Raw genomic sequence first — 22415 nt, 5'->3', positions numbered from 1 at the left:
TGCCTGCGCCCATTGTCCGCGGTGCGCCATAGGCTATAGCCGCATTCCCGCTCCCGATTCCCGGGACCGCGACAAGGAGATTAAAATGAACCATGCCGAATTGATCGATGGCGTTGCAGCAGCGCTCGGGACGAGCAAGGCCGATGCGAAGAAGGCCGTCGAGGCGGTGTTCGACGCCGTTGCCGATGCCGCCGCGAAGGGCGATGAAGTGTCGGTCAGCGGCTTCGGCAAGTTCAAGGTGAAGGCGACCCCGGCGCGCGAAGGACGCAATCCTTCAACCGGCGAGACGATCCAGATCAAGGCGGCCAAGAAGCTCGGTTTTGCACCCGCCAAGGCGCTGAAGGACCGCGTCAACGGCTGATCATATGTCGAGGGACCGGCGCACTTGCCGGTTCCGGTCCCTCGCACTTGCCCTCGATCACGATCAAATACTGCCACGAGCGGACATTGGGCTCTCGTCTCTCGGATGGATCCGCAGTATCCCGCCGTTGGTCACTGTTGAAACCATGTGATGCAGCAATGTCGCACCCGGCGGAAAAAGAAGCTTAATTGCAGTCATTAGTGACTGTTTGATGTTTCGCCGCCCGGTGCGAACCCTTAGGGTGCACGCGCTGGCCCGACCTTGCTGCGGGCGAGGGCTTTCTCCCGTTTGCCCTACCAGCTTCCGCGGGCTTGGAATGCGACCCTCTCGGCCCGCGGACTGCAGCGACGCCCTTGTGGCTGCATGTTGGGAATGCGGTTGCAAGGGCGTGTCGCTGCTAGTCGTTCGGGGTCGGCATGCGCTCGCCTTCCGCGCCCATAGTTGAAAATTCGTAGAACGTCCGGCTCCGGTACGCATCGCCAGGGTGCAGCATTGTCTTCGGGAAAGCGGCGTGGGCGAACATATCGGGATAATCCTGCGGCTCGAGACAAAGCCCCGCAAGGGCGCGGTAGCACGCGCCCTCCTTGCCTGCGATCCCGTCGAGGTTTCCGCCCGTATAGAGTTGAAGGCAGGGGCGGTCTGTCCAAAGGTCGAGACGCCGCCCGGTGGCCTCCGATTCCAGCCGGGCCGCTGGCGCGTGTGGGTCGCGCGGGTCGAGGATGAAATTATGATCGAAGCCCAGAATATGTTCCTCGATGTCGGGGCGCAGCGGTGAGGCTGATCTGAGGTCAAGCCTTGTCCCTGCGACGGGTGCCAACGCGCCCGTCGGAATGAGGTCGGGACCGGTCGGCGTATAGCGGTTCGCCGCGATGGCTAGCCGGTGGGCGGCCAGGCTCGCGGCGTCATGGCCGTCGAGATTGAAATAGGGGTGGGAAGTCGGATTGAACGGCGTCGGGGCGTCCGAGCGCGCCTCGATCGTCAGCGCAAGACGGCAGGGCGGCGCGAGGGTCCAGCGAACGACGACGTCGAGGTTGCCGGGATATCCCTCGCTGCCCGCGGGATCGAAGAGGCTGAATTCGACGGTGGGGTCCGAACCCTTGATAATGCGGGCATCCCATAGGCGACGTGTAAGGCCGTGGACGCCGCCATGAAGCTGGTGGCGGCCGTGATTGCGCGTGACCGGCAGGCGATCGTCGCCGATCCAAATTTCGGCTTGCGAAACTCGTCCCGCGATCCGCCCGACAATGGCGCCGAAATAGGCGTTCTGCTCATAATGGGCGGCGGCATTGTCGCAGCCGAGGATGATATCGCCCATTTTTCCGTCGCGATCGGGACAGACGAGGCCGACGAGCGCGGCACCGACATCGCAAAGTGTAACCGAAACTCCGCTATGGAGCCGGAGCACGTAAAGCCGCGCCGTTCCGCCGCCCGGCAGTGCGCCGTAGGGAGAAATCTCGACCCTGCCGTTCGTCATAAACCGCTGCCCTTCGTGCCGGCGTTCTTGCAGGACGTCCTTCAGAAGCGCTGATAGCTCCCCTTCCAGCGCGCCTCCTGGCCGATGCCCGGCTTTCCGAAGTCGCAGACGCCGTCGGCGAAAATCTCGCGCAGCCTTGCTTCCTGGGCTGCGGTGAACTTTACCTTGTAGTCGCGAAGGTCGACGGGCTTCAGTCGGCATTTGAGAATGTCGTTGGTCTGCGGTCCACCGGCGGCGATGCGCGGGTTGCCGTGAACCGGATAGGTCCGGTTGAACGCGCTTGCGGAGTCGAGCGTCGCCTTCTCGACATGCTTCCGGCCGTCGGCATCGAACCAGGCGTCGGCGGCTGCGGCAGGGCGCAGGCGGACGACCTTGGCGTGGCTGCGCGGCGCAGGATCGGCTGCGATCGCATCGAGCCATTCGGTCATCGCGCCGAGCACCTCGGTCTCGAGGGGCTTGGGCTGCCCGAAAGGCGCATCGGGCGTGCGCGGTCCGACCCAGATCGTCTGGTTTTCCGCATCGCCATTGGCGCGCTCCATGCGCAGGCGGATCTCGAAGTCGCGCTGGCGGTCATGGAAATCGCCCTGCGGATCGCCATAACTGCGGTAGAGCATCACCGGCGTCGTCGCGAGACCGCCGCCGCCGGGGTTTACAAGGCCGCTTGCATAAAGGCGCTTCATCGCCTCGGGCGCTGCAGCCGTGCGGGCGGGCGTAAATTCGCCATCGACGGTGTAGCCGCCGATCCCGGCGTTGAGATCGAGAAATTCCTCCGCGCCGATCTGCCCGGAATTGAGGGCGGTTAGTCCATATTGCACGCCGACATTGTCGAGCGGCGAAAGCGGGAAGCCGGTAGCGCGATCGCGACCGAGCTGATTGACCATCCAGTTATAGATGCCGCAGCGCGCGCCCTTGGGGTTGGTCCTTGGGTCATAGACGAGGGCAAGGTCGGTGAGACCGCACGCCGCCTTTTCCTTGACCTTGAGACCGGGCGCGATGAAGCGGGTCCACAGCTGGCAGGTCGTCGCCGACGCATAGCCGGCGGCAGCCGCCTTCTTCTCGTCGGTCCAGGCCTTGGCATCGGCCTTTTTCCAGTAATTTTCCATGAGGTCGCAGTCGAGGACATGCGTTGCGACCTGCGAGTCGACGAAGGAGGATTGCGCCTGAATGCCGTCGAGAAGACCGGGGTACAGCGCGGTAATGTGGATCTGCTGGATCGCGCCGCCCGATCCGCCGGTGCCGACCGTCCAGCGCGGCACGCCGTAACGCTCGATGAAATGCTCCTTCAGCATCATCAGCGTTTCGCCCTGGATCACCGCGTTCGAGGCGAGCCCGTTGACGAGGCCGCTCGCATTCATCACCGCGAACCCACGCGAGAGATAGAGATTGTTGAGGACCATGGGCGGCAGGCTCATCCCCTGCTCGTACCGTCCCGCGAGTCCGCCTTCGAACAGGACGGCGAGGCGGCGGTTCCAGGCGCTGCCCGGCAGCCAGTCCTCGCCTTCGGCGGCGCTGCCGTCGTCGAGCATCGCGATGCGGTAGATGGTGCGGTTCATCGTCCCGCTCTCGACCCGCACGATGTAGGGGAGGCTGCGCCCGCCGGGGAGGGTGAGCGTCGCGAGATCGTCGGGCTTCGTTCCGGCGGGAAGCGGCTTGAAGCTGTTTGCGGTGGTGCGGTAGAAGCGCTCGACCTTGGTCGGCGCATTGCACATGCGGTCGGTCGCGGGACCGAGGCCCGCCAGTTCGGTCGTGCAGCGATAGGGCCAGATATGCGGGCCGGAGAGGATCGGGCCATTCTGTGAATGGTTGACGAGTATGAGTTTCGTGCGAGCCTTCCCCGCGCGCGCTTCGACGATATTGCGGCCTGGAGCGAGGCCCTTGATCATGCCGACGAGCGTTCCGCGCTCGGCATCGGGGGTCGGCGGCGGGAGGGGGATGCCATTGAGCGTCCAGACTGCGGAGCCACCGGCTCCGCGAAGCTCGACCAGGGCATCGCCGCCCGAAACAAGGTCCGCCCGCGGCGAGGAAAGAACACGCAGCTCGATCTTTTCCCTGGCCTCTGCGCCGCCGGTCGCAAGGCCTGCCAATGCAGCGACGATCATTGCTGCCCGGGTCACGTGCTTCCGGATCATGTTTGTCTCCCTCTTATGGCTCGACGGTCCGTGTCCCGCGGCCGCCTGTTGCTGGCGTCAGCATTACCGGGGCTGAATGATACGGTCAAATCTGATTGTAAGTTTCAATAGGCGCGCGGGCCCGCACGGCAGTCAGGGTCCCGTCAATCCCCGGCTTCTTCCCGATCTATCGGAACGGCGAACAGCAGCTGGACAGGGCCCAAGAGCCCCGATGGGAGCAGCGGGCTGTCCGCCTTGAACGGATCGAATGCCGCTTCGGCGCGCGGCGATCCGGCGCCCGGCTGCTTGTCGCCGATCATCCGGTTCGGCCAGAGGTTCGCCACCTCGATCTCGAGCCTGTTGGACCCGGGGCGCGCCATGTCGCCGATATCGACGCGGTAGGGGGCCTTCCAGGCATAGCCCGCCTCGCGGCCATTGACCGTCACCCGCGCGACATTGGCGACCGCGCCAAGGTCGAGGACGAGCCGGCCTCCCTTGGGAATGGCCGGGATATCGAGGGTCTTGCGATAGCGGGCGGTTCCCGAAAAATAGCGCACGGCGGCCGCCTTGCTCTCGGTCCAGGAGGCGAGCGCGGGGAGGGTGAGCGCGGATGGTGCGCCGCTGCCTCCGGGGAATTCGAGCTCCCAGGGGCCGTCGATCGTCCGGATCCGGGTGAGCGTCTCGGGAGGAGCCCGATAAGAAGGGGCTGCGGCGGGGTTCCGGAAAACGACGAACAGCGCGTCATGGGCGCCGAGCGCCAGCGGCACATCGGTGCGATCCCGCGTCATGTCATAGCTTGCCCGCGCCATCGCGCCCGTGTCGGCGCGCCAGATCTCGGGAGCACGGCCCGAAAGGCGGAAGGAAGCGCGGGTCTCGACCGGCTCGTCGCCAAGATTGGCGATGAAATAAATGTCGGCGTCGGCGAGCTTGCGGTGAATGAAGGCGAGGGCCTCATGTCCAAGGCGCGCGTCGGGGGCAAGGTCCAGCGCCTCGAGCGCGGCCTCGAGCGTCGCAAAGCTGCGGTCCCGCCGGCTCCAGACCGCGCCGGCGAGCCGGGCAAATTCGGCCTGGTCGTCGGCAAGGCTCGGTGAGGCGGCGGGGCGCGGCCCGGCGATCACCGCGCCGGCGCGCGACAGCGCGTCGAGCTTGCGCAAGGTCGGCAGCGTCATGCGCGCCGCGGGGTCGATCGCGATGAGCCGGTAGCGCGCGCCCGACGGCGCGCTGATCGCCTGTGCATCGGCGGCGAGCAAATTGCGGATCGCATCGCCGTTCACGAAATCGAACCCATAGCCTTCGGGAACCGCCGGGGGATGATCGTCGTAGAGCGCCGTGATATTGTCGTCCTCGCCGTAGAACCAGGCGATGTCGGCGGCGAAGCGGCCCTGCTGGAGGAGCGCGCTCGAACGCGCAAGATAGTCGCTCCAGGGACGCGCCATCTCTGCCCAGGTCTCCTTGCGCGTGAACCATTGGCCGACGCCGCCAAGGCCGATGCCGGGTCCCGGCTTATCGACGGGCTGGTGGACCGATGTGTGGATCACGAAGCGGTTGACCCCGTTCGCCATCATCTTGTCGGCGATCGGCTTCAATTTGGCGGGATCGAACCCGTAGGAGGGAAAGATCGCGGTGAAGGATTCGGCGGCGACGATATTCTGGCCGTAGAGATGCGCGACCGAGGCCGATTCCAATATGTCGGGAAGCCGCTTCGACGCATTGGGCAGCGCCCAGGTCGCGCCCATCGGTACGTCGGCACTCTTCTTCACTTCCATCCCGTCGCCGACAAAGGCGCGCAGCGCCTCGTGCGCCTCGCCATAGCGCCCCATGCCGCGGGCATTGAGCTCGGCCGAAAGCAGGCCATAATGTTCGTCGGCGATGAGGTCGGCGAGCGTGCGCCGGAAATCCCAGAGAAAGCGGTCGCTCGCGGCAGAGTCTTGCACGACCCGCCCGGTCAGCACCGGCAGGAAGGGCGTGGGATCATAGCCGCGATGCTTTTCGAACTCGGCGAGAATATCGTCGGTCCAGTTCGCCGCCATCGCCTCATAGCTGTCGTTCAGCATATAGGCGATGCCGCGCGTCCCCATATTCTCGCGCCCGACCGCCTTTTCGTAGAGCCCGAGATAATGGTCGGCATAAGCCTTCACATGTTCGCCATTGAGCTTGTCGACCTCGAGGCCCGTGCCTTCCTCGGACGCCGGATTGTTGAGCTTGCCGGTGAGCGACCAGCCGAGGCGGAGGATGCGCCAGCGCCCCTTGGGCGGCGTCCAGCGCAGCAGGCCGTCGGCCTGCAGATATTTGCTGACGTCGACGACATCGCGCGTCTCGATCCGCGCGGCGGCGTCTGCGGCGGGCGTCGACGCGGCAGCGAGCCCGGGGACAGTCGACCATCCGGCCTTGTCCTCGAAGCGCGCGACGCGCGCTTCGCCAAGGAAGCGGATATGCGCAATGCCATGCGCGCCGACCGCCTTGTCCGGCGGCGCGAAGGCCTTGACGGGGAAGGGCGCAAAATGGGCTTCGAGCAGCAGGCGGAAATGGCGTGCGGTCGTGGCCGGAAAGGCGATGGTCTGCTGCGGGGCGCCGCGTTCGGGCAGGGGGGCGATGCGGCGGTAGGTCTTGCCGTCGTCGCTCGCCTCGATCCAGCCGCGCGGCCAGCTTGGATAGATGGGGCCGATGCGCGGGCCCGGCCCCAGCACCAGCTCGGCGGCGCGCATCGTCACCGGCGCATCATAGGCGAAATCGACCCAGCCGCGCCCGTCGCCGTCCATTTTGAGGTTCTGGAACGCCGTGCGGTCGCCGGCCGCGAGCTTCACGAGATCGAGGGGCGCCGAGGCGGTGATGCGCGGAGACGGGAGTGCGTCGGCGGAGGGTATGCGATAGGCGATGACGCGGCTGTCGCGGTAGAGCGTGGGGAGGTCGGCAGGGGGCGCCGCCGATGGCTCGGCGCCGCCGCCCGCAATCTCCTGGAAGGGGCCGCTGACGCTCGGAGGCAGAGGGAGCGCGCGGGCGAGGGGCTTGCCGCCTTCGATTTCGGTCTCGCTCCACACGAGCTTTTTCATCGCCTGCTCGGGCCGGACCCAGGGGCCGCCCGTCTCGCTCCAGCCCGGCGAGCTTGCGATCGTGAACTCGAGGCCGCGCGTTTCGGCTTCGGCGACCGCGCGGCGGAGCGCCGCGCGCCAGGCCTCGCTGCCGAACGGCACGCGCTCGGCGACGATCTGCGGTGTGTGGAGCGAACCGTCGAAATTCTGGACCCCGCCGATCCCGACGCGCTCCATCCAGGCGAGGTCCTTGACGATCCCGTCCTCGGTCACATTGCCGTCCATCCAGTGCCACCAGACGCGCGGGCGCGCCGCGGGCGGGGGCGCGGCGAGCAGCGCCTCGAGCGATGGCGCCGGCGCGGCCGCCTGGTCGGCGGCCCCTTCTTCCGCGGCCCCCATGTTCCCGGACTGCGCGAGCAGGGCTGGGCCGGGCAAGGCCGCGGCGGCGAGCAGCAGCGCGAGCGCCGTCTTGCGGCCGCGCGCGTGTTGCCGGTCTCTTTGGGCGCCCGCGCAAACGCGGTTCAAAGGGCTCATGCCGCCATCCTTTGCGCGAACCTTCCGCTCATTCGACGGGCAGCGTCAGCGTGCCGCCGAAGACCGTCTGTCGCGCGGCTACGGGGTCGGCGACCGTGCTCCAGAGCCCGGCACGATTGGGGTGCGGGAAGAAGGCGGGCGCATTCGACGAGCTGATATCGAGGCGGAGCCGCGAGCCTTTGCGAAGCTGCCAGAGGATCGGGGTCAGGTCGAAGACAAGCTCGACGCGCTCGCCGGGCTTATATGCGGCGCGCCGCGTCGCGCCATTGCGTAGCGCGAGGCTGCTGATCCCGTCGCGGATATTATAGACGCGCCCGTCGGCGAAATGCTCGGAGAGCTTGACCGTGAAGGCCGTGTCGGCCGCATCGCTCGCGACCTCGAGCCGCACGCGGATCGCGCCGCTGAGCAGCGTGTCGGCGGCAAGCGGCGCCGAGGCGAAGGAGAGGACATCTGCCCGGTCGCACAGATCGCGGCCCTGCTCCATGACCGTGTCGCCGATAAGCTCCCACGGCCCGCCGCGCGTCGGCACGGGCTTTCGCGGATCATAGCTGTAGCGCGCCGGCGGTTCGGGGGCAGCGGCGCTCGCGGCGAGCCTGCCGCCGTCGCAGCGGCCAGCCTTGCCGAGATCGGCGAGATGCCATTCGAGCGGCGGCGTCTTCGGCTCGGGCAGCGGCCAGCGCGCATAATGGCGCCACGCGTTCGCGCCATGGACGAAGACATTGACGCCGGGTTTCAGCCGGGCGGGCAGCGGGGCGCCCTTCAGATGATGATCGTACCAGGCGAGCATGTCGGCATAGTCGCGCGTGTAGCTGCCCGCGATCTCGGGTTCGGCACCGCCGCCATGATTGCCGGGCCCCACCATCATCACGCTTTGGCCGCGCGTCGGGAGCTCGTCATAGGTGGGGAGCATTCCGGGAAGGAAGAAATCATTGGCGAAGCCTATCATCATCACGGGGACCTTCACCTTGCGGTGCGCCTCGCGGAGCGCGACATAGTCCGGCGACTGCCAATAGGGATCGTCGCGCTCGGGGTGCCCGATATAGTCGCTATAGGCGCGCCAGGTCTTGCCGAAGACGGCGCGATCGACGCCGTTGGCCGGGAACTGGCCCGCGACCTTCTCGCGCCACTCCTTGCCGGCGGTGAGCATGCCGAGCGGCGAGCGCATCTGGCTGCTGAGCCACACGCCGGCGAGTCCTTCGTCGAACAGGCCGCCCTGATAGACGATGTCATGGACGTCGCCATGCGCGACGACCGGAATGAAGGTCTTCACCTCGGGAGGGAGGTCGCCCGCGACCGCCCATTGGACGACGCCGAGATAGGAACCGCCCGACAGGCCGAGCTTGCCATTCTGCCAGGGCTGGCGGAGAATCCATGCGAGCGTGTCGAGCCCGTCGCGGCGCTCGTCGACGAACGGATACCATGTGCCTTCCGACTTGCCGCGGCCGCGCACCTCCTGGTTGACGCAGGCATAGCCGTAGCGGACCCAGACCTTGCAGAAGACATATTGGCTGAAGCTGTAGGGGTCGCGCACGACGATCACCGGCCAGGGACCCTTGCCCTCGGGGAGATAGACCTGCGTGCTGAGCTTTACCCCGTCGCGCATCGCCACATCGACGATCCGCACCGGCTGTGCCTCGTTACGCGGCGGCGTCGCCGCAAGCTTTTTGTCGATGATCGGATCGGTGAGGAGCCGCGTCGCGGTCCAGTCGCGCGCGCCGGGCGACCAGTAAAGAAGCGCGGCGAGACCGAGGAGAAGCCCGAGCAGTCCGGCGATCAGCCAGAGCAGGATCTTCAGGATCCTGCGCCCGCGTCCAGGTTTTGCGGCCACTTTATCTGCCATTTTGTTTCTCTCGCCTCTTCCCTTTCCCCTCGAATAAAACCGAGCTGTGCAAGTTACAAGCGGGATTGACCGCTTTTGTCACAGGGCTACATGTCGGGAGCGCGTGGGGCGGCTCGCTGGCCGCCGTTCGGCCGGACGCGCCGGCCCGGCGCGCTGTGACAGGGAGAGAGGATCGGATGACTGTTGCTGCCGGTCCCGCGGCCTTGCCGTCCGTTCGAACCGGCCTCGAGGAGGCGAAGGCCGACCTCGACCGCTACGGCGTCACGCGCCTTTCGGGCGCCGCCGCTCCCGCGGACATTGCCGAGGCGCGGCGGCGCCTCGCCGAACAGGCGGCGGGGGAGGAGAGGGCCGGCATCGCCCACCGGGACAATGGCTTTAGCCCGCTCCCGGCCGAGCGGGCGGCCAACCAGCGGGTCTGGAACCTCCTCAACAAGGGTGACATATTCGCGCGCTTCGCGCTCAACGACAAGGCGCGCGCGCTCGCGCGCCATATGCTCGGCAAGGACCTTCTGCTCTTCTCCTGCACCGCCAATATCGCGCGGCGCGGGGGGCTTGCGCAGCGGCTCCACGCCGACCAGCTTTTCGCACCGGCCGCGATGTCGCTGCCGCTCATCGCGAACAGCCTCTGGATGCTCGACGACTTCAGCGAAGCCAATGGCGCGACCCGCGTCGCGCCGGCCACGCATCTTGAGGGACGCTGGCCGGCCGATGGCGAGGAGGTGGAAACGGCTGCGGCCACCGGTCCCGCCGGAACGCTGATGATGTGGGATGGGCGGCTCTGGCACGGAACCGGCGAAAACCGGACCGACCTCCCGCGCCACGGCATGATCATCGCCTATTGCGTTCCCTTTCTTCGCCCGCAGGAAAATCACACGGTCTCGCTGAGCCCCGAAGTCCTTGCGGGAGCTTCGCCCGAGCTGCTCGCGCTCGCCGGGTTCGGGCAGTGGCAGGGCCTCGGGATGATCGACGGCTATTCGGACATTTCGCCTCAGGGGCGGCCCGGGACATATTCGGGCATATTGGCTCCCTGACATGGAGCGCGACTCTTTTGGGCCGGGATGCGGCCCGCGATCGGACCTTGAAAGGAAGCGGCATGACGCGCATGGTTGAAGATCTTCTGGTGACGACATCCTCGGTGAGCGGCAAGGCGCCCGCCGCGCTGATCGACGCCGCTCTGGGCGCCGTCGCGGCGGCGGAATTCGAGGGTTCGGTGGCCGTCGTCGATACGGCGGGGGCGCTGCGCGGCTTCGCGCGCACCGACGGCGCGCATTTTCTTACCATCGAGCTCAGCGTCGGCAAGGCGTGGACGGCAGCCTCGCTCGGCTACCCGACCCATGTCTGGAACCGGCTGATGGCCGATCCGAGCCACGCGCCCATGGGCCATTTGCCGCGCGTCGTCGCGGTCGGCGGCGGCTATCCGCTGCGCCTCGATGGCCGCCTCGTCGGCGCGATCGGCGTATCGGGCGGCCGCGGCGAGCAGGACCAGGAGGCGGCGATCGCCGCCATGGGCGCGGTCGGCTTCGATACGCCCTGAGCCCTCGCTTCTCCGCCGGCAAGGTGTCGCAGGCCGCAGCGCTGGTCGGCGTGTGTGCGTTGGTGCGCTCGCGCGACTCTGGCCGTTCCGGCAGGGCCGGAAGGTCGAGCCGTGCGGCACCGGCGCAGACCTTATTACACTAGCGCAAATAGCGCGCGGCAGGCCGTTCATATTTGGGCATCTGGGCCTTGGCGCATTTGAAGCTGGTGCCGATCATCGGGTCGCCCTTGCCGTCGTAGCGGGCGGCCGCGGGAAAGGCGCAGATCGGGCGCGAGGCGAAGAGCGGGTCGTCGCTCTTGGCTTCGGCGGGCTTGCGCATGCCGCGGCCCATGATCATCTCCGGCGCCGCCCCGCCTTCGACCCAGCGGTCGAGGGCGATTATCAGGTCGTTGTCGGCCGAGGGCTCGGCCGCCGCCGGAATATCGGGAAGCTGGCCGAAGACCGAGGGTCCCGGGCCGCCCGCACAATGTCCCATGCCGGGAACGAGGAAGAGGCGCGCGAAATCGGCACGCTGCCGGCCGTCGGCCCGGATGCGCTGGAAATAGTCGATCGAGTCGGTCGGCGTGATCAGCCCGTCTTCCCAGCCGTGAAACAGGATGAGCTTGCCGCCGCGTGCCGCAAAGCGGCTGAGATCGGGGTTCATGGCATTGACTTCACCCGCCCAGGTGTCGTCGAGCGTCGCCATGTCGCGATCGAAGTCGAAGCTTGCAAAGCTGCGGTCCGCGGGCAGGACCCAGTTGCTGATGTCGAACCGGCCCGAAAAAACGGCGTCGCCATAGACCATGAGCAGTTGGCTCTCGGTGCCCCGAAGGTCGCCGAAATAGATCAACTCGCCCGTGCGGGGGTTGCGGGTGCCATCGTAGATCTTGGAAAGCGCCGCGGCCTGCGCGTCCGAGAAGCAGCTGTCCTTGGCGGCGCCGGGCTTGCAGGCGAAGCGGCTCGGCGCAAAATTGCACTGGAGCGGGTTGCTGAGGAACATGTCGCCGGGGGCGCCGCCATCGCGCCCGGTGCACGCTTTCAGCATCGCCGTGCGCCAGCTTTGGATCAGGGGGAAGGAGAGGCCCGCGCCGGGCTCGCGGCCGAGGAGGCGCAGCGCGTTGAAGCGCGTGTGGAGCCGGGTGCGATTGTGCGCCGGGGCGCCGGCGATAATCGCGTCATAATCGTCGGGATAGCGCTGCGCCTCCATCAGCGCCTGGTGCCCGCCGGTCGAGCAGCCCGCGAAATAGGATCTTTCCGCGGCGCGGCCATAATAGCGGCTGACGATTTCCTTCGCTAGCACGGTCATTTCGTGCGTGCCGCGATAGGCCCAGTCGCGGATCATCTCGGGGCTGCCGTCGCCGAACTGGAAGCCGATGTCGGGCTGGCCGCCAGGATAGGTGCCAAGGTCGGTGTTCGCTGCCGCATAGCCGCGCTTGAGGGCGCCGGCGAGACTGCCGGTGCTGATATTGCCCGCCTCGCCGCCATTGCCCGTCCCGAAGAGTTTCCCGTTCCAGGCGCCGGCTTCGGGAAGCCAGATTTCGACGAGGACGCGCGAGGAGGGATGGGGGCGCGTCAGCGCAAAGACGCGGCAGAAGGCGGGCAGGCCTTTCAGCGTGTTGCGCTGGGCATCGGTATAGTCGCCGGCGGGGATCGGTTTGGCGACCAGTACGACCGCATTGCCGATCCGCGTTCCATTGCCGAGGCTTTCGCACGGCTGGCTTGCGGCCGAAGCCGGCGCCGGGAGGCCGAACGCGGCTGCGGCGAGGAGAAGGAGAGCGGCAAAGCCGCGCCGCAAGGGCAGGTGCGCGACAGTTTCAACATGGCTGGCCGGGTTCATCCTGCTCTCCCTCTTCAAGGCTTTTCGGGTCCGCGTGCCGCCTTGTCCGGCATCGCTGCCAGCGATTGCGAGCGCCTTCGGCATTCGCATGGCGCTGATTCGCCCCGATCATCTCGTGCCGTTCTACGGTCAACCCGACCAACAAACAACCAGTCAGCATGGCTTGGAAAATGCGCCGCGATTATGTTGAAATTCTTGTCCCGCCGCCAAAATTGTCCGCCTTTCGGCGGCAAGGCGTCTTGCAGGCTGTGCTGACTGCTTTTAGGGTGGGGCGAGCCGCTGGATGGCGGCAATCGAGAGGATATTCCCATGATGAACCGTCTTCGCTGCGCAGCCGCGCTCCTCCTCATCCTTGCCGCGCCGGCGCAGGCGCAGGACGCGCCGCCGACGGTCCGGATCGCCTCGGGTAGCCTGCAAGGCGTGCGCGAGGGCGATGTGGTGAGCTTCAAGAATATCCCCTATGCTGCGCCGCCGGTGGGCGAGCTGCGCTGGCGCGCGCCGCAACCGGCCCTGCCCTGGACCGGGGTGCGCGCAGCGGACAAGGTGGGCGCGCTCTGCCAGCAAAAATATAACGCCCAGGACAATGGCGTCGGGCCGATGCCGATGAGCGAGGATTGCCTGACGCTCAACGTCTATGCGCCCGCCAATGCCAAGGGCGCCCCCGTCATGTTCTGGATTCACGGCGGCGGCTTCGTCAACGGATCGGGCACCGCGGCGCTGTATGACGGCGCGGCGCTCGCGCGGCAGGGAGTGGTCGTCGTCACGATCAACTATCGCCTCGGGCGCTTCGGCTTCTTCGCGCATCCCGCGCTCACTGCCGAGGCGAAGGGCGGGCCGGTCGCCAATTATGCGCTGATGGACATCGTCGCCGCGCTCAAATGGGTGCAATCCAATATCGCGCAGTTCGGCGGCGATGCGAATGAGGTCACGGTCTTCGGCGAATCTGCCGGGGGCATGGCGGTCAATTATCTGATGGTCTCGCCCGAGGCGCGCGGTCTCTTCGTCCGCGCGGTCTCGCAGTCGGGCCTCGGGCGCGAACAGGTGCCGACGCTCGCCGAGGCCGAAAAGAGCGGCGTAGCGCTGGCGGAGGCGGCCGGGCTCAAGGACGCCGCTGCCGCCGATTTGCGCGGGCTTACGGCCGAGCAGATTCTGACCGCGCTCGGCGGCCAGTCGATGGGCGGCGCGATCAATGACGGCAAGCTCCTGCCCGCTTCCCCGGCCGAGGCCTTTCGCGCCGGCAAGCAGGCGAAGGTTCCCTATGTGGTGGGCTGGAACAGCCTCGAATTTCCGGTTCCCGCCGCCATCATCGGCAAGGGCGGCATGGGCGGGGCGAGCTCGCCGTTCGATGCCGCCGCGCTCGAACGGATCAAGGCGGCCTATCCTGATCCGGAAAGCTATGAACTGCACCTCGCAAGCGACGTGATCTTCAACGAACCCGCGCTCAACCTCGCCCGGCTCCATGCCGCGGGCGGCAATCCGACATTCGTCTACCAGATGTCGGTGCTGCCCGAGAGCCTGCGCGACAAGCTCAAGGGCACGCCGCACGCGCTCGACCGCGACTATGTGTTCAACAATCTGATCGGCCCCAGTTTCGGGCCGAACGATGCCGTCCAGGCGCGCACGATTAGCGGCTATTGGGTGAGCTTTGCGAAAAGCGGTAGTCCCAATGGCGCCGGGCGCCCCGAATGGCCGCAGTTCGAAAGCCCGGCGGGCAAGATCATGGACCTCACGAACGACGGTCCGAAGCTTGCCGACGTTCCGCGCCGCGCCGCCCTCGACACGATCGGCGAGGTCTATCCATGACGATCGGCGTGCGCCCCCAGCGCCCGCTCTTCGCATTGAAACGCGCGGCGCTGCTGTTGGCGCTCGGGGCTGGCCTCGCAGGCGGTGCCTGGGCGCTGCAGCAGCCTGCGGCGGCTGCGCAATCCGGCCCCGCCGAAGATCGCCGATGGAGCGCGCTCTGGATTGCCGCGCCCGATGCGTCGCCGACGGCGGCGGGCGTCTATTTTTTTCGCCGCGACATCGAGCTTGGAGGAAAGCCTTCGACATTTCCGGTCCGGCTTTCCGCCGACAATCGCTACCGCCTCGTCGTAAACGGCGAATTTGTGGCCGAGGGACCCGCGCGCGGCGACCTCCTCAACTGGAATTACGAGACGCTCGACCTCGCCCGGCATCTGCGCGCGGGACGCAACAGCATCGCGGTGACGGTGTGGAATTTCGGCGATTTGAAGCCTGCCGCGCAGTTCAGCCTGCGGACCGGGCTGCTCATGGAAGGCCTCGACGACACCTCCAAGGCCTTGAACAGCGGCACCGGCTGGAAGGTGCGGACCGATCGCTCGTACAGCTTCACCCGCGTCGCGGAGGCCGATGCCGGCGGCTTCTATGTGGCGGGCCCGGGCGAGACGATCGACGCCGCGGCCTATCCCTGGGGATGGGAAACCGCGGAGCTTTCCGGGCCCGGCTGGCAGGCGGCGACGGTCGTCGGCGCGGCGTCCCGCCGCGCGCGCCATCCGGCGGGGCTCGTGCTGAACTGGCAGCTCGTCCCGCGGACGATCCCGATGATGGACCGGCAGGCGATCCGCTTCGCCGCGGTCCGGCGCGCCGAGGGCGTGCGCGTCCCCAGCGGCTTTCTCGAGGGGAAGCAGGCGCTGACGATCCCGCCCGGCAGCAGCGCGACCCTCCTCATCGACAATGGGCATATGACGATGGGTTATCCCGTGCTGCGCACCAGCGGCGGTTCGGGCGCCGAACTTACCATGATCTACGCGGAGAGCCTTTACGACGGGAAGGGCAATAAGGGCGACCGCAATGTTGTGGAAGGCAAGACCATTCGCGGCCTTCGCGACACGATCCGTTTCGATGGCGGCGCGGCCCGTTCGTTCACGCCGCTCTGGTTGCGCGCCTTCCGCTACGTCCAGCTCGAGATCCGGACCGGCGCCGAGCCGCTGCGCATCGACGATCTGCACAGCCTGTTCGTCGCCTATCCGTTCGAGCAGAAGGCAAGTTTCGAGTCCGACGCGGCCTGGCTGAAGCCGGTCTGGGAGCTGAACTGGCGCGCATTGCGGCTGAGCGCGCACGAAACCTTCTGGGACACGCCCTATTATGAGCAGCTCCAATATGTGGGCGACACGCGCATCGAGGCGCTCATGTCGATCTACCAGTCGGGTGACGACCGCCTCGCGCGCAATGCGATAACGCAGCTCGCGCAGTCGCGAACGCCTGACGGGATCACGCTCAGCAGCTATCCCAGCACCTTGGCGCAGCGTATCCCGCCCTTCTCGCTCTGGTGGATCGGGATGGTCCACGATTACTGGATGCTACGCCCCGACGATGATTTCGTGAAAGGACAGCTCTCCGGCGTCCGCGCGACGCTCGACTGGTATGAAGGACTGGTCGACGAGACCGGCATGGTCGGGCCGACCCCCTGGTGGCCCTTTCTCGACTGGACCGCCGATTATCCGGGCGGGCGGCCGCCGGGCGCCGACGACGGGCATAACACGGCCTTTTCGCTCCAGCTCGTCCTTGCGCTGCGCGAGGCCGCCGATCTCGAAGACGCGCTCGGCCGGAAGGAAGCGGCGCTGCGCAACCGGGCGCAGGCCGATGCGCTCGTGGCGGCGGTTCGCGCGCGCGCCTGGGATCCGGCGCGCGAATTGTTCATGGAGGCACCCGAGGTGCGCCGCTTCGGGCAGCAGGCGAACGCGCTCGCGATCCTCGCCGATGCGGTGCCGGAGGGGCAGCGCGCCGCGGTGATGACGAAGATCATCGAGGACAAGACGCTGATCCAGGCCAGCCTCTATTTTCGCTATTATGTCGACGAGGCGCTGCAGCGCGCCGGGATGGCCGACCGCTACATCGAGGGACTGGGGCCCTGGCGTACGATGTTGCAGAACGGCATGACCTCCACGGCCGAAGCGCCCGAGCCGAGCCGTTCGGACTCGCACGCCTGGAGCGCGCACCCCAATTATCATCTGCTCGCGACGGTGCTCGGCATCCGCCCGGGATCGCCGGGATTTCGCTCGGTCCGTATCGAGCCTGCGCTCGGCACGCTGCGGCGCGCCTCGGGGCGCATGCCGCATCCGGCCGGCATCATCGAGGTCGATCTGCGGCGCAGCGGCGCCAACGGCCTCCTCGGTACGGTCCGTTTGCCGCAGGGACTTGCCGGCACCTTCCGCTGGAGGGATGCGTCGGTACCGCTCGCGGGCGGGACCAATGTCATCGCCTGTACGGACATATGCCGCGAGGCGGGGACGGCACGCTGAAGGCGAGCCGGCCCGCGAAACGGCGTTCAATTGCGTCGTTGGCCGGGTGTTCGCGCGAGTGCAGGCGCGCGCGCGCGGCGGCGCCTGGCGCGATCCGCGCAGCGAAGCGCGACCATCCGCGTCGGTTCAGCCGAGCCGGAGCGCGAGCGCGCTGCTCTCGAGCCCGGGGCTGGTGACATGGAGCGTCGCCCGGCCGGGCTTGCCGCCCGGCTGGACGATCGCCAGCGCGGTGCCATGGAAGGTCAATGTTCGCGGATCCGTGAAGCTCTTGATACCGCGCGGATTGGCCGATCCCGTCGCCTTGATGATGGCCGGCCCTTCCAGCGAGAAGACCAGCGGCACCTGGGCGTCGGGCACCAGCCGGCCATCGGCGTCGAGGATTTCGGCAAATATATAGCCAAGGTCATTGGGGGAGGCGGCGAGGTCGGACCGTTCGGCGCGCAATCTCAGCCGAGCCGGCGCGCCGGCCGTCTCCAGCCGCTTGCGGGCGATCTCGCGGCCGCCGCGAAATGCGGCCGCGACCAGCTCGCCCGGCGCATAGGGCAGTTCGAAAGTGGCTGTCAGCTGCTCCGCGGGCGCGGCGACCGATCGGCGGGCGACCTCCTCCCCGTTGAGCAGCAGCCGCACCTCGTCGCCCGAGCTATAGGCGCGCACCGTGATCGCTTTTCCTTCATGTCCCGGCCAGGTCCAGCTCTCGAGCTCGTCATACCATGACCAGGGGCCGCGCCGCTCGGCCATCCCGTCGGGTAGCGGGCGATGGATGAGGAGTTCGAGATCGCTGTTGCCCCAGAGGACGTCGCGGTAAAGGCCCTGCGGCTTGCGCAGCCCCAATATGTCGATTTCGCCGCAGCCCGAGGTAAATGCGGGATAATCCCAGAGGAAGATCGCGAAGGTTTTCCAGTCGAGCGTATCGGACGCGGGCTTGAGGTCGGTGCCGCCGACGCCGACCTCGCCGATATAGTCGATACCTGTCCAGACGAATTCGCCGAGCATCCAGGGGTTGGCTTCGGTAAGGCGCCAGCCGTCGTGAATGTCGGCGGCCCATTGCTCGGTCGACATCATGACCATGTCCGGATAGTCCGCATGGTCGCTGGCATGGTGCTTAAGCTGATAATTATAGCCGACCACATCGATGCTGCGGCGGGTGATCTCGCCCTTCGCGCCGGTAGGGCCGTTGATGCCCGCGGTGAGCGGCCTCGATCGATCCATCGACAGGATAAGCGCGCGCAGTTCCGCGGCGATTTCGGCGCCCCGCGGTTGCTCGCGTTCGGGGATCTCGTTGCCGATGCTCCAGAAGATGACGCTCGGGTGATTGCGGTCCTGGCGGATCATGCCCGCCATATTGTCGCGCCAGTGCGCCTTGAAATGCTTCGAATAATCGCCGGCGACCTTGGGCTCCTCCCACATGTCGAAGACTTCGTCGATGACCATCAGACCCAGTTCGTCGCAGGCATCGAGAAAGGCCTTGGGAAACATCTGGTGGCCGAGACGGACCGCATTATAGCCGAATGTCTTGAGCAGTTCGGCCTTTCGCCGCTCCGCCCCGTCGAACGCCGCCGTCCCGATGAGCCCGTTGTCGCTGTGAAGGCACGCGCCCTTCAGCTTATATGCGGTGCCGTTGATCCGGAGGCCTCGTGCGGCCGAAACCTCGATCGTGCGGATGCCGAAGCGGGTGGAGGCTTGATCGGTCGCGGCGCCCCCCGCCGCGACCGATAGTTCGGCGGTGTAGAGGTGGGGCGCGTCCGGGCTCCACAGGTCCGGCCGGGCAAGGCTCAGACTGGCGCGCGCTGCACCCTTGCCGCTCGCCGGCAGCAAGGCCTCTGCCCGACCCGAGCCGACGCGGCGTCCGCTGGCATCGCGCAGCGCAACGACGACCTCGGCGCGCGCGGGCGCCGCGAGATGATTTTCAAGCTCGACATCGATTTGCACCCTCGCCGATGCTGCGTTTACCTCGGGCGTCGAAACCGCAACGCCCCAGGGTGCGACACGCACGGGCCCGGTCACGCGCAGCCAGACATGGCGATTGATGCCCGAACCTGTATACCAGCGCGCGGTGTCGCCGACATTGACGACGCGGACCGCGAGCAGGTTGCGCTCGCCGGGCCTGATGTGCGCCGTCATGTCGAGGGTGAAGGCGCCAAAGCCATAGACGCTGGCGCCGAGCCGCACCCCGTTCAGCCAGACCTCGCTTTCCGAATAGGCGCCATCGAACTGGATTTCGACGCGGTCGCCGGGCTTGAGGTCGGGCGCGACGAAGCTCTTGCGATACCAGCCGATCCCGCCGACGGTCGCGCCGCGCATCATGGCGCGCGGTGCCGACGCGGCAAGGTCGAAGGGACCGACCCTGAGGGGGGCGCCTTCGACCAGCGGTTCGTCATAGCCCGTCAGGAAATTGTCAGGGGTGCGCGGCGCGCGTTTGAGGGTCCATGTCGCGGCGGGAGGCGTCCAGTCGCCCGATGTCAGGGGCGCGCCCGGGCGGTCCTCGATGCTCCAGTCATGCGGCAGATGCACCGCATTCCAGCCGCGGTCGTCGAAGGCGACTTGCTCGCCGCCCTCGGCCTCGCCCGGCCAGAACAGCCAGCCCTCGTCGAACAGCGACGTCAGCCGCGGAAGGCTGGACCCGGTTCGTGCGAGGCCGATCGGCGCGATCGCGAGCGCCGACAAGCCTGCGCCCGCGGCGAGCAGCGCGCGGCGGCTCACAGCGCCGCCCTGTTCCCATGACTTCACGCCCATGATCTCTCCCTCGACGCGCCAAGGCGCATGGCCTGCCGCCCGTCGAAGGCGGGCGGTTCCTTTCGTTGGCGGCCCGTCCCGCGTGCCGGGGTCATTTCGATTCCGGAGCGACGCAGCTGAAGCTGCTTTCCTCGTCCATCGATCCCTGGCCGTCGTGGCGCGCGACCTTGGGCCATGGGCAGAGCGGCCGGGTCTTAAGCGGCTTTGCCGGGATGCCGGCGAGCGCCACCATCACATTCACGGGCTTTTCGGCGACGATGCGCTGCGGCGCCTTGCCGGTCTCGAACCAGCGGTCCATCGCGCCGACGAAATCGACCGTCGGGAAGCCGTTGCCGTCGAAGCAATGGCCCATTCCGGGGACCATGTAGAGCTGCGCGGCCTCCGAGCGGCCGCCAAGCTTTTTCCGCGCGGCGGTGAAATAATCGATGCTGTTCTCGGGCGCGACGGCCTGGTCGTCCCAGCCATGATACATCATCAGCTTCCCGCCGCCTTTCACGAACGGGCGGATGTCGGGATCGGTCGCCTCGAGCACGCCGGCGAGCTTGCGCATCGCCGCCGGCCAGTCGCGGTCGAGATCGAAGTCGGCCATCGTCCAGTCCTTGTTGTCATAGACGAAATAGCCGAACATCTTGGGCGGGAAATCGCCGCCGGTCGACTTGGTCTTGGTCCACCATTCGCCCCAGAGATATTCGCTGCCGGCGGGCAGGCCATAGTCGATAAACTGGCCGCTGCTCGTCTTCACGTCGCGATAGAGCGTCTGCAGCGCCGTGACCTCGGGCGCCGCGAGGCAGGCCTTGGGATCCTGTCCCGGCTTGCACGCGAGAACCGCGGGATCGAAGCCGCAGGCGCGGGGATTCTCGACATGGCCGTCCTTCGTTCCGTCGCGCGCGTCGCACGCCTTGAGCGCGGCCTCATGGAGCAAGGGCATCTTGGCGGTGAGGCTGTCAGGCGGCAGCGTCTCCATCGCCTGCCTGAAGACGCCGAACCGCGTCATCAGCGACACGAAGCGGTTCGCCGCGGCCCCGGCGATGATCCCATCATAATCGCCGGGATAGCGCTGCGCCAGCATGAGGGCATCGCGTCCGCCGTTCGAGCAGCCCTGGAAATAGGCGCGCTTGGCGGGCGCTCCATAATAGCGCGCGATCAGAGCCTTGGTGATGCCCGCACCCAGATGGTTGGCGCGATGTCCATAGTCGATGAGGCGCTCGGGCTGCTTGAAAGCCCAGTCGGGCTGGTCCGTATTATCATGGCCGGCGTCGGTCGCGATCGTCACATAGCCGGCGTTGACCGGCTGCGGAAAGGTCAGCGGCGCCATGACCATGCCGCCGCTCGTGCCGCTCCCGCCAAGCCCGAGCATCTTGTTGTTCCACTGAGCCGGGAGCCAGATTTCCATCTGGATCTTCGAGGTCGGCACCGGCGAAATCGACGCGCGCACCTGGCAGATGCCCGAGCGGGCAGGGACCTTGAAGGGCGGCAGTTCGGCGCCTGCGGCAATGAATTTGGCGCTGGTGATCGTCGCGCCCTCGACCTCGGTGCCGAGGAGCGCGGCGCAGCGCGCCGCCTCGTCGCCGCCCGGAAGAGCGGTCGTTTGTTCTGCTGCCGCGCCGGGCTGCGCCTGCATGGCCACTCCCGTACAGGCCGAGAGGGTGGCCATGGCCGTGCCAATCAATCCGGTCCGTGTCAGTTTCATACGAGATACTCCTCTCGCCGCATGGCCAAGCGGGGGTTCAGGGGATGGCAGCACGCGTGCGTTCGTATCCGCGGCTTTCGATTTCGGTTGCTCGGACCCGGAGCTCGGCTCCCGTCGATTTCGCGGTCGCAAAGAAAGTAGGGATCAGCGCGATGGACGAAATATGGCGCCTGGTCACTCTCAGTTCCCCTCAATCCATGCGTCGTGAATCCGGACGCTGACATTTTTCACCTGTGCTGATCGCATAAAGCACGCCGACTAGCAAGCTAGTCTGACTGTTTTATATGGCGCTCGAATGCCGGTCGGAGTTGGGCGGTTCGCTCACGACCGGGAGGAGCACGGCGCCCACCTCCGCGCGTATCCTGGCATCATCCTCTGCATCACCGATCGGAAGCATTATGCCAGATTTATGTGGTGGCGTCCGTCATCGACCAGCCCGTTCGGCCGCAGTTCGCCTGAATCGTCTCGAGGTCGAGGTCGCGACCTTTGGAAGAGCCGTTTGATCGGCGACAATCAGCCCGGGGCAACGCGTATCGCCTATACTCCCTTGTCGACCTTCCGGCCCGAAGCGCCGATCCGGCGGTCGGGGTTGAGCGGACCGGTCACGCTCATCGGGCGCGGTCGCCCGGGGAGCGATGCCGGAATGGTGGCCGAAGAAACTCGCTCCTGACCAGCCTTATCCCGCGCGGGCTTTTCACACCGTCGATCCGCGTTCAGGTGATTTGGGGCTGCTCACCTTGCGGGACGCCGAGCCGGGCTGCCCCGTCACGGCTCGATGAAACCGCGCTCCAGCCGGACCGTGTCCGTCAGCTTCACATCCTCAGCCGAGGCGGCGAGGCTGAACCGGTAAGTGCCGGCGTCGATCCGCCAGCCGATAAGCGACGTGTCGAAGGAAGCGAGGATGCGCGGTTCGGCCGCCACCGTCACGGTCTTGCTCTCGCCGGGCTTGAGCGGCACCGTCTGCCACCCGGCGAGACGCGGCGGGATATCGGGGTCGGGCAGCTGGACATAGACTTGCGGGATTGCGACGGCTTCGC

Annotated in this window: 13 protein-coding genes; 5 read left to right on the top strand and 8 right to left on the bottom strand. The window is 67.1% G+C overall.

Going from position 1 to position 22415, the window contains the following annotated elements; all coding sequences use genetic code 11:
• The first annotated feature begins 85 nt into the window (after positions 1-85).
• The gene (locus AC2S9W_RS14950; protein ID WP_486571179.1) at positions 86-361 is read left to right on the top strand and encodes an HU family DNA-binding protein; all 276 of its coding nucleotides are present in this window, start codon (positions 86-88) and stop codon (positions 359-361) included.
• Between the two features lie 397 nt (positions 362-758).
• Here the strand turns inward: AC2S9W_RS14950 and AC2S9W_RS14945 are convergent, their stop codons facing one another.
• The 4 genes from AC2S9W_RS14945 to AC2S9W_RS14930 all read right to left on the bottom strand — a co-directional run bounded on the left by AC2S9W_RS14945 (position 759) and on the right by AC2S9W_RS14930 (position 9334).
• On the bottom strand, positions 759-1835 hold the full coding sequence (locus AC2S9W_RS14945; protein WP_486571178.1) for an aldose epimerase family protein: 1077 nt from the start codon (positions 1833-1835) through the stop codon (positions 759-761).
• A 41-nt stretch (positions 1836-1876) separates the two neighbouring features.
• Positions 1877-3964, bottom strand: coding sequence for a DUF6351 family protein (locus AC2S9W_RS14940; protein ID WP_486571177.1), 2088 nt, complete (start codon positions 3962-3964; stop codon positions 1877-1879).
• Positions 3965-4107: 143 nt separating this feature from the next.
• Complete coding sequence (locus tag AC2S9W_RS14935; RefSeq protein WP_486571176.1) at positions 4108-7506, bottom strand: glycosyl hydrolase; 3399 nt, start codon at positions 7504-7506, stop codon at positions 4108-4110.
• A gap of 28 nt (positions 7507-7534) precedes the next feature.
• A complete protein-coding gene (locus tag AC2S9W_RS14930) occupies positions 7535-9334 on the bottom strand; it encodes a CocE/NonD family hydrolase (RefSeq protein ID WP_486571175.1) in 1800 nt (599 codons plus the stop codon).
• Positions 9335-9522: 188 nt separating this feature from the next.
• Between AC2S9W_RS14930 and AC2S9W_RS14925 the strand changes: the two genes are divergently transcribed.
• The gene (locus AC2S9W_RS14925) at positions 9523-10377 is read left to right on the top strand and encodes a phytanoyl-CoA dioxygenase family protein (protein WP_486571174.1); all 855 of its coding nucleotides are present in this window, start codon (positions 9523-9525) and stop codon (positions 10375-10377) included.
• 62 nt (positions 10378-10439) lie between these two features.
• Positions 10440-10880, top strand: coding sequence for a GlcG/HbpS family heme-binding protein (locus tag AC2S9W_RS14920; RefSeq protein WP_486571173.1), 441 nt, complete (start codon positions 10440-10442; stop codon positions 10878-10880).
• A gap of 139 nt (positions 10881-11019) precedes the next feature.
• Here AC2S9W_RS14920 and AC2S9W_RS14915 read toward each other — a convergent pair whose 3' ends face one another.
• Complete coding sequence (locus AC2S9W_RS14915) at positions 11020-12696, bottom strand: tannase/feruloyl esterase family alpha/beta hydrolase (protein ID WP_486571172.1); 1677 nt, start codon at positions 12694-12696, stop codon at positions 11020-11022.
• A 309-nt stretch (positions 12697-13005) separates the two neighbouring features.
• On the opposite strand from AC2S9W_RS14915, the gene AC2S9W_RS14910 reads away from it, so the two are divergent.
• Both AC2S9W_RS14910 and AC2S9W_RS14905 read left to right on the top strand, forming a co-directional pair.
• Entirely contained in the window at positions 13006-14499 is a 1494-nt protein-coding gene (locus AC2S9W_RS14910) for a carboxylesterase/lipase family protein (RefSeq protein WP_486571171.1), read from the top strand.
• Positions 14496-16955, top strand: coding sequence for a family 78 glycoside hydrolase catalytic domain (locus tag AC2S9W_RS14905; RefSeq protein ID WP_486571170.1), 2460 nt, complete (start codon positions 14496-14498; stop codon positions 16953-16955). Before AC2S9W_RS14910 ends, AC2S9W_RS14905 begins: the two co-directional genes overlap by 4 nt.
• 126 nt (positions 16956-17081) lie before the next feature.
• Here AC2S9W_RS14905 and AC2S9W_RS14900 read toward each other — a convergent pair whose 3' ends face one another.
• From AC2S9W_RS14900 to AC2S9W_RS14890, 3 genes are all read right to left on the bottom strand, one after another.
• Entirely contained in the window at positions 17082-19688 is a 2607-nt protein-coding gene (locus AC2S9W_RS14900; protein ID WP_486571169.1) for a glycoside hydrolase family 2 TIM barrel-domain containing protein, read from the bottom strand.
• A gap of 91 nt (positions 19689-19779) precedes the next feature.
• Entirely contained in the window at positions 19780-21342 is a 1563-nt protein-coding gene (locus tag AC2S9W_RS14895; RefSeq protein WP_486571168.1) for a tannase/feruloyl esterase family alpha/beta hydrolase, read from the bottom strand.
• 801 nt (positions 21343-22143) lie between these two features.
• Complete coding sequence (locus tag AC2S9W_RS14890; protein ID WP_486572095.1) at positions 22144-22401, bottom strand: fibronectin type III-like domain-contianing protein; 258 nt, start codon at positions 22399-22401, stop codon at positions 22144-22146.
• Positions 22402-22415 lie beyond the last annotated feature (14 nt).

The organism is Sphingopyxis sp. 550B (assembly GCF_057401805.1).
This window is presented reverse-complemented; position numbering and strand designations above follow the sequence as displayed.

What these genes read in the sequence shown, in the direction of transcription:
- AC2S9W_RS14950 (WP_486571179.1), top strand. Translation starts at nt 86, where the DNA reads ATGAACCATGCCGAATTGATCGATGGCGTTGCAGCAGCGCTCGGGACG.
- AC2S9W_RS14945 (WP_486571178.1), bottom strand. Translation starts at nt 1,835, where the DNA reads ATGACGAACGGCAGGGTCGAGATTTCTCCCTACGGCGCACTGCCGGGC.
- AC2S9W_RS14940 (WP_486571177.1), bottom strand. Translation starts at nt 3,964, where the DNA reads ATGATCCGGAAGCACGTGACCCGGGCAGCAATGATCGTCGCTGCATTG.
- AC2S9W_RS14935 (WP_486571176.1), bottom strand. Translation starts at nt 7,506, where the DNA reads ATGAGCCCTTTGAACCGCGTTTGCGCGGGCGCCCAAAGAGACCGGCAA.
- AC2S9W_RS14925 (WP_486571174.1), top strand. Translation starts at nt 9,523, where the DNA reads ATGACTGTTGCTGCCGGTCCCGCGGCCTTGCCGTCCGTTCGAACCGGC.
- AC2S9W_RS14920 (WP_486571173.1), top strand. Translation starts at nt 10,440, where the DNA reads ATGACGCGCATGGTTGAAGATCTTCTGGTGACGACATCCTCGGTGAGC.
- AC2S9W_RS14915 (WP_486571172.1), bottom strand. Translation starts at nt 12,696, where the DNA reads ATGAACCCGGCCAGCCATGTTGAAACTGTCGCGCACCTGCCCTTGCGG.
- AC2S9W_RS14910 (WP_486571171.1), top strand. Translation starts at nt 13,006, where the DNA reads ATGATGAACCGTCTTCGCTGCGCAGCCGCGCTCCTCCTCATCCTTGCC.
- AC2S9W_RS14905 (WP_486571170.1), top strand. Translation starts at nt 14,496, where the DNA reads ATGACGATCGGCGTGCGCCCCCAGCGCCCGCTCTTCGCATTGAAACGC.
- AC2S9W_RS14900 (WP_486571169.1), bottom strand. Translation starts at nt 19,688, where the DNA reads ATGGGCGTGAAGTCATGGGAACAGGGCGGCGCTGTGAGCCGCCGCGCG.
- AC2S9W_RS14895 (WP_486571168.1), bottom strand. Translation starts at nt 21,342, where the DNA reads ATGGCCACCCTCTCGGCCTGTACGGGAGTGGCCATGCAGGCGCAGCCC.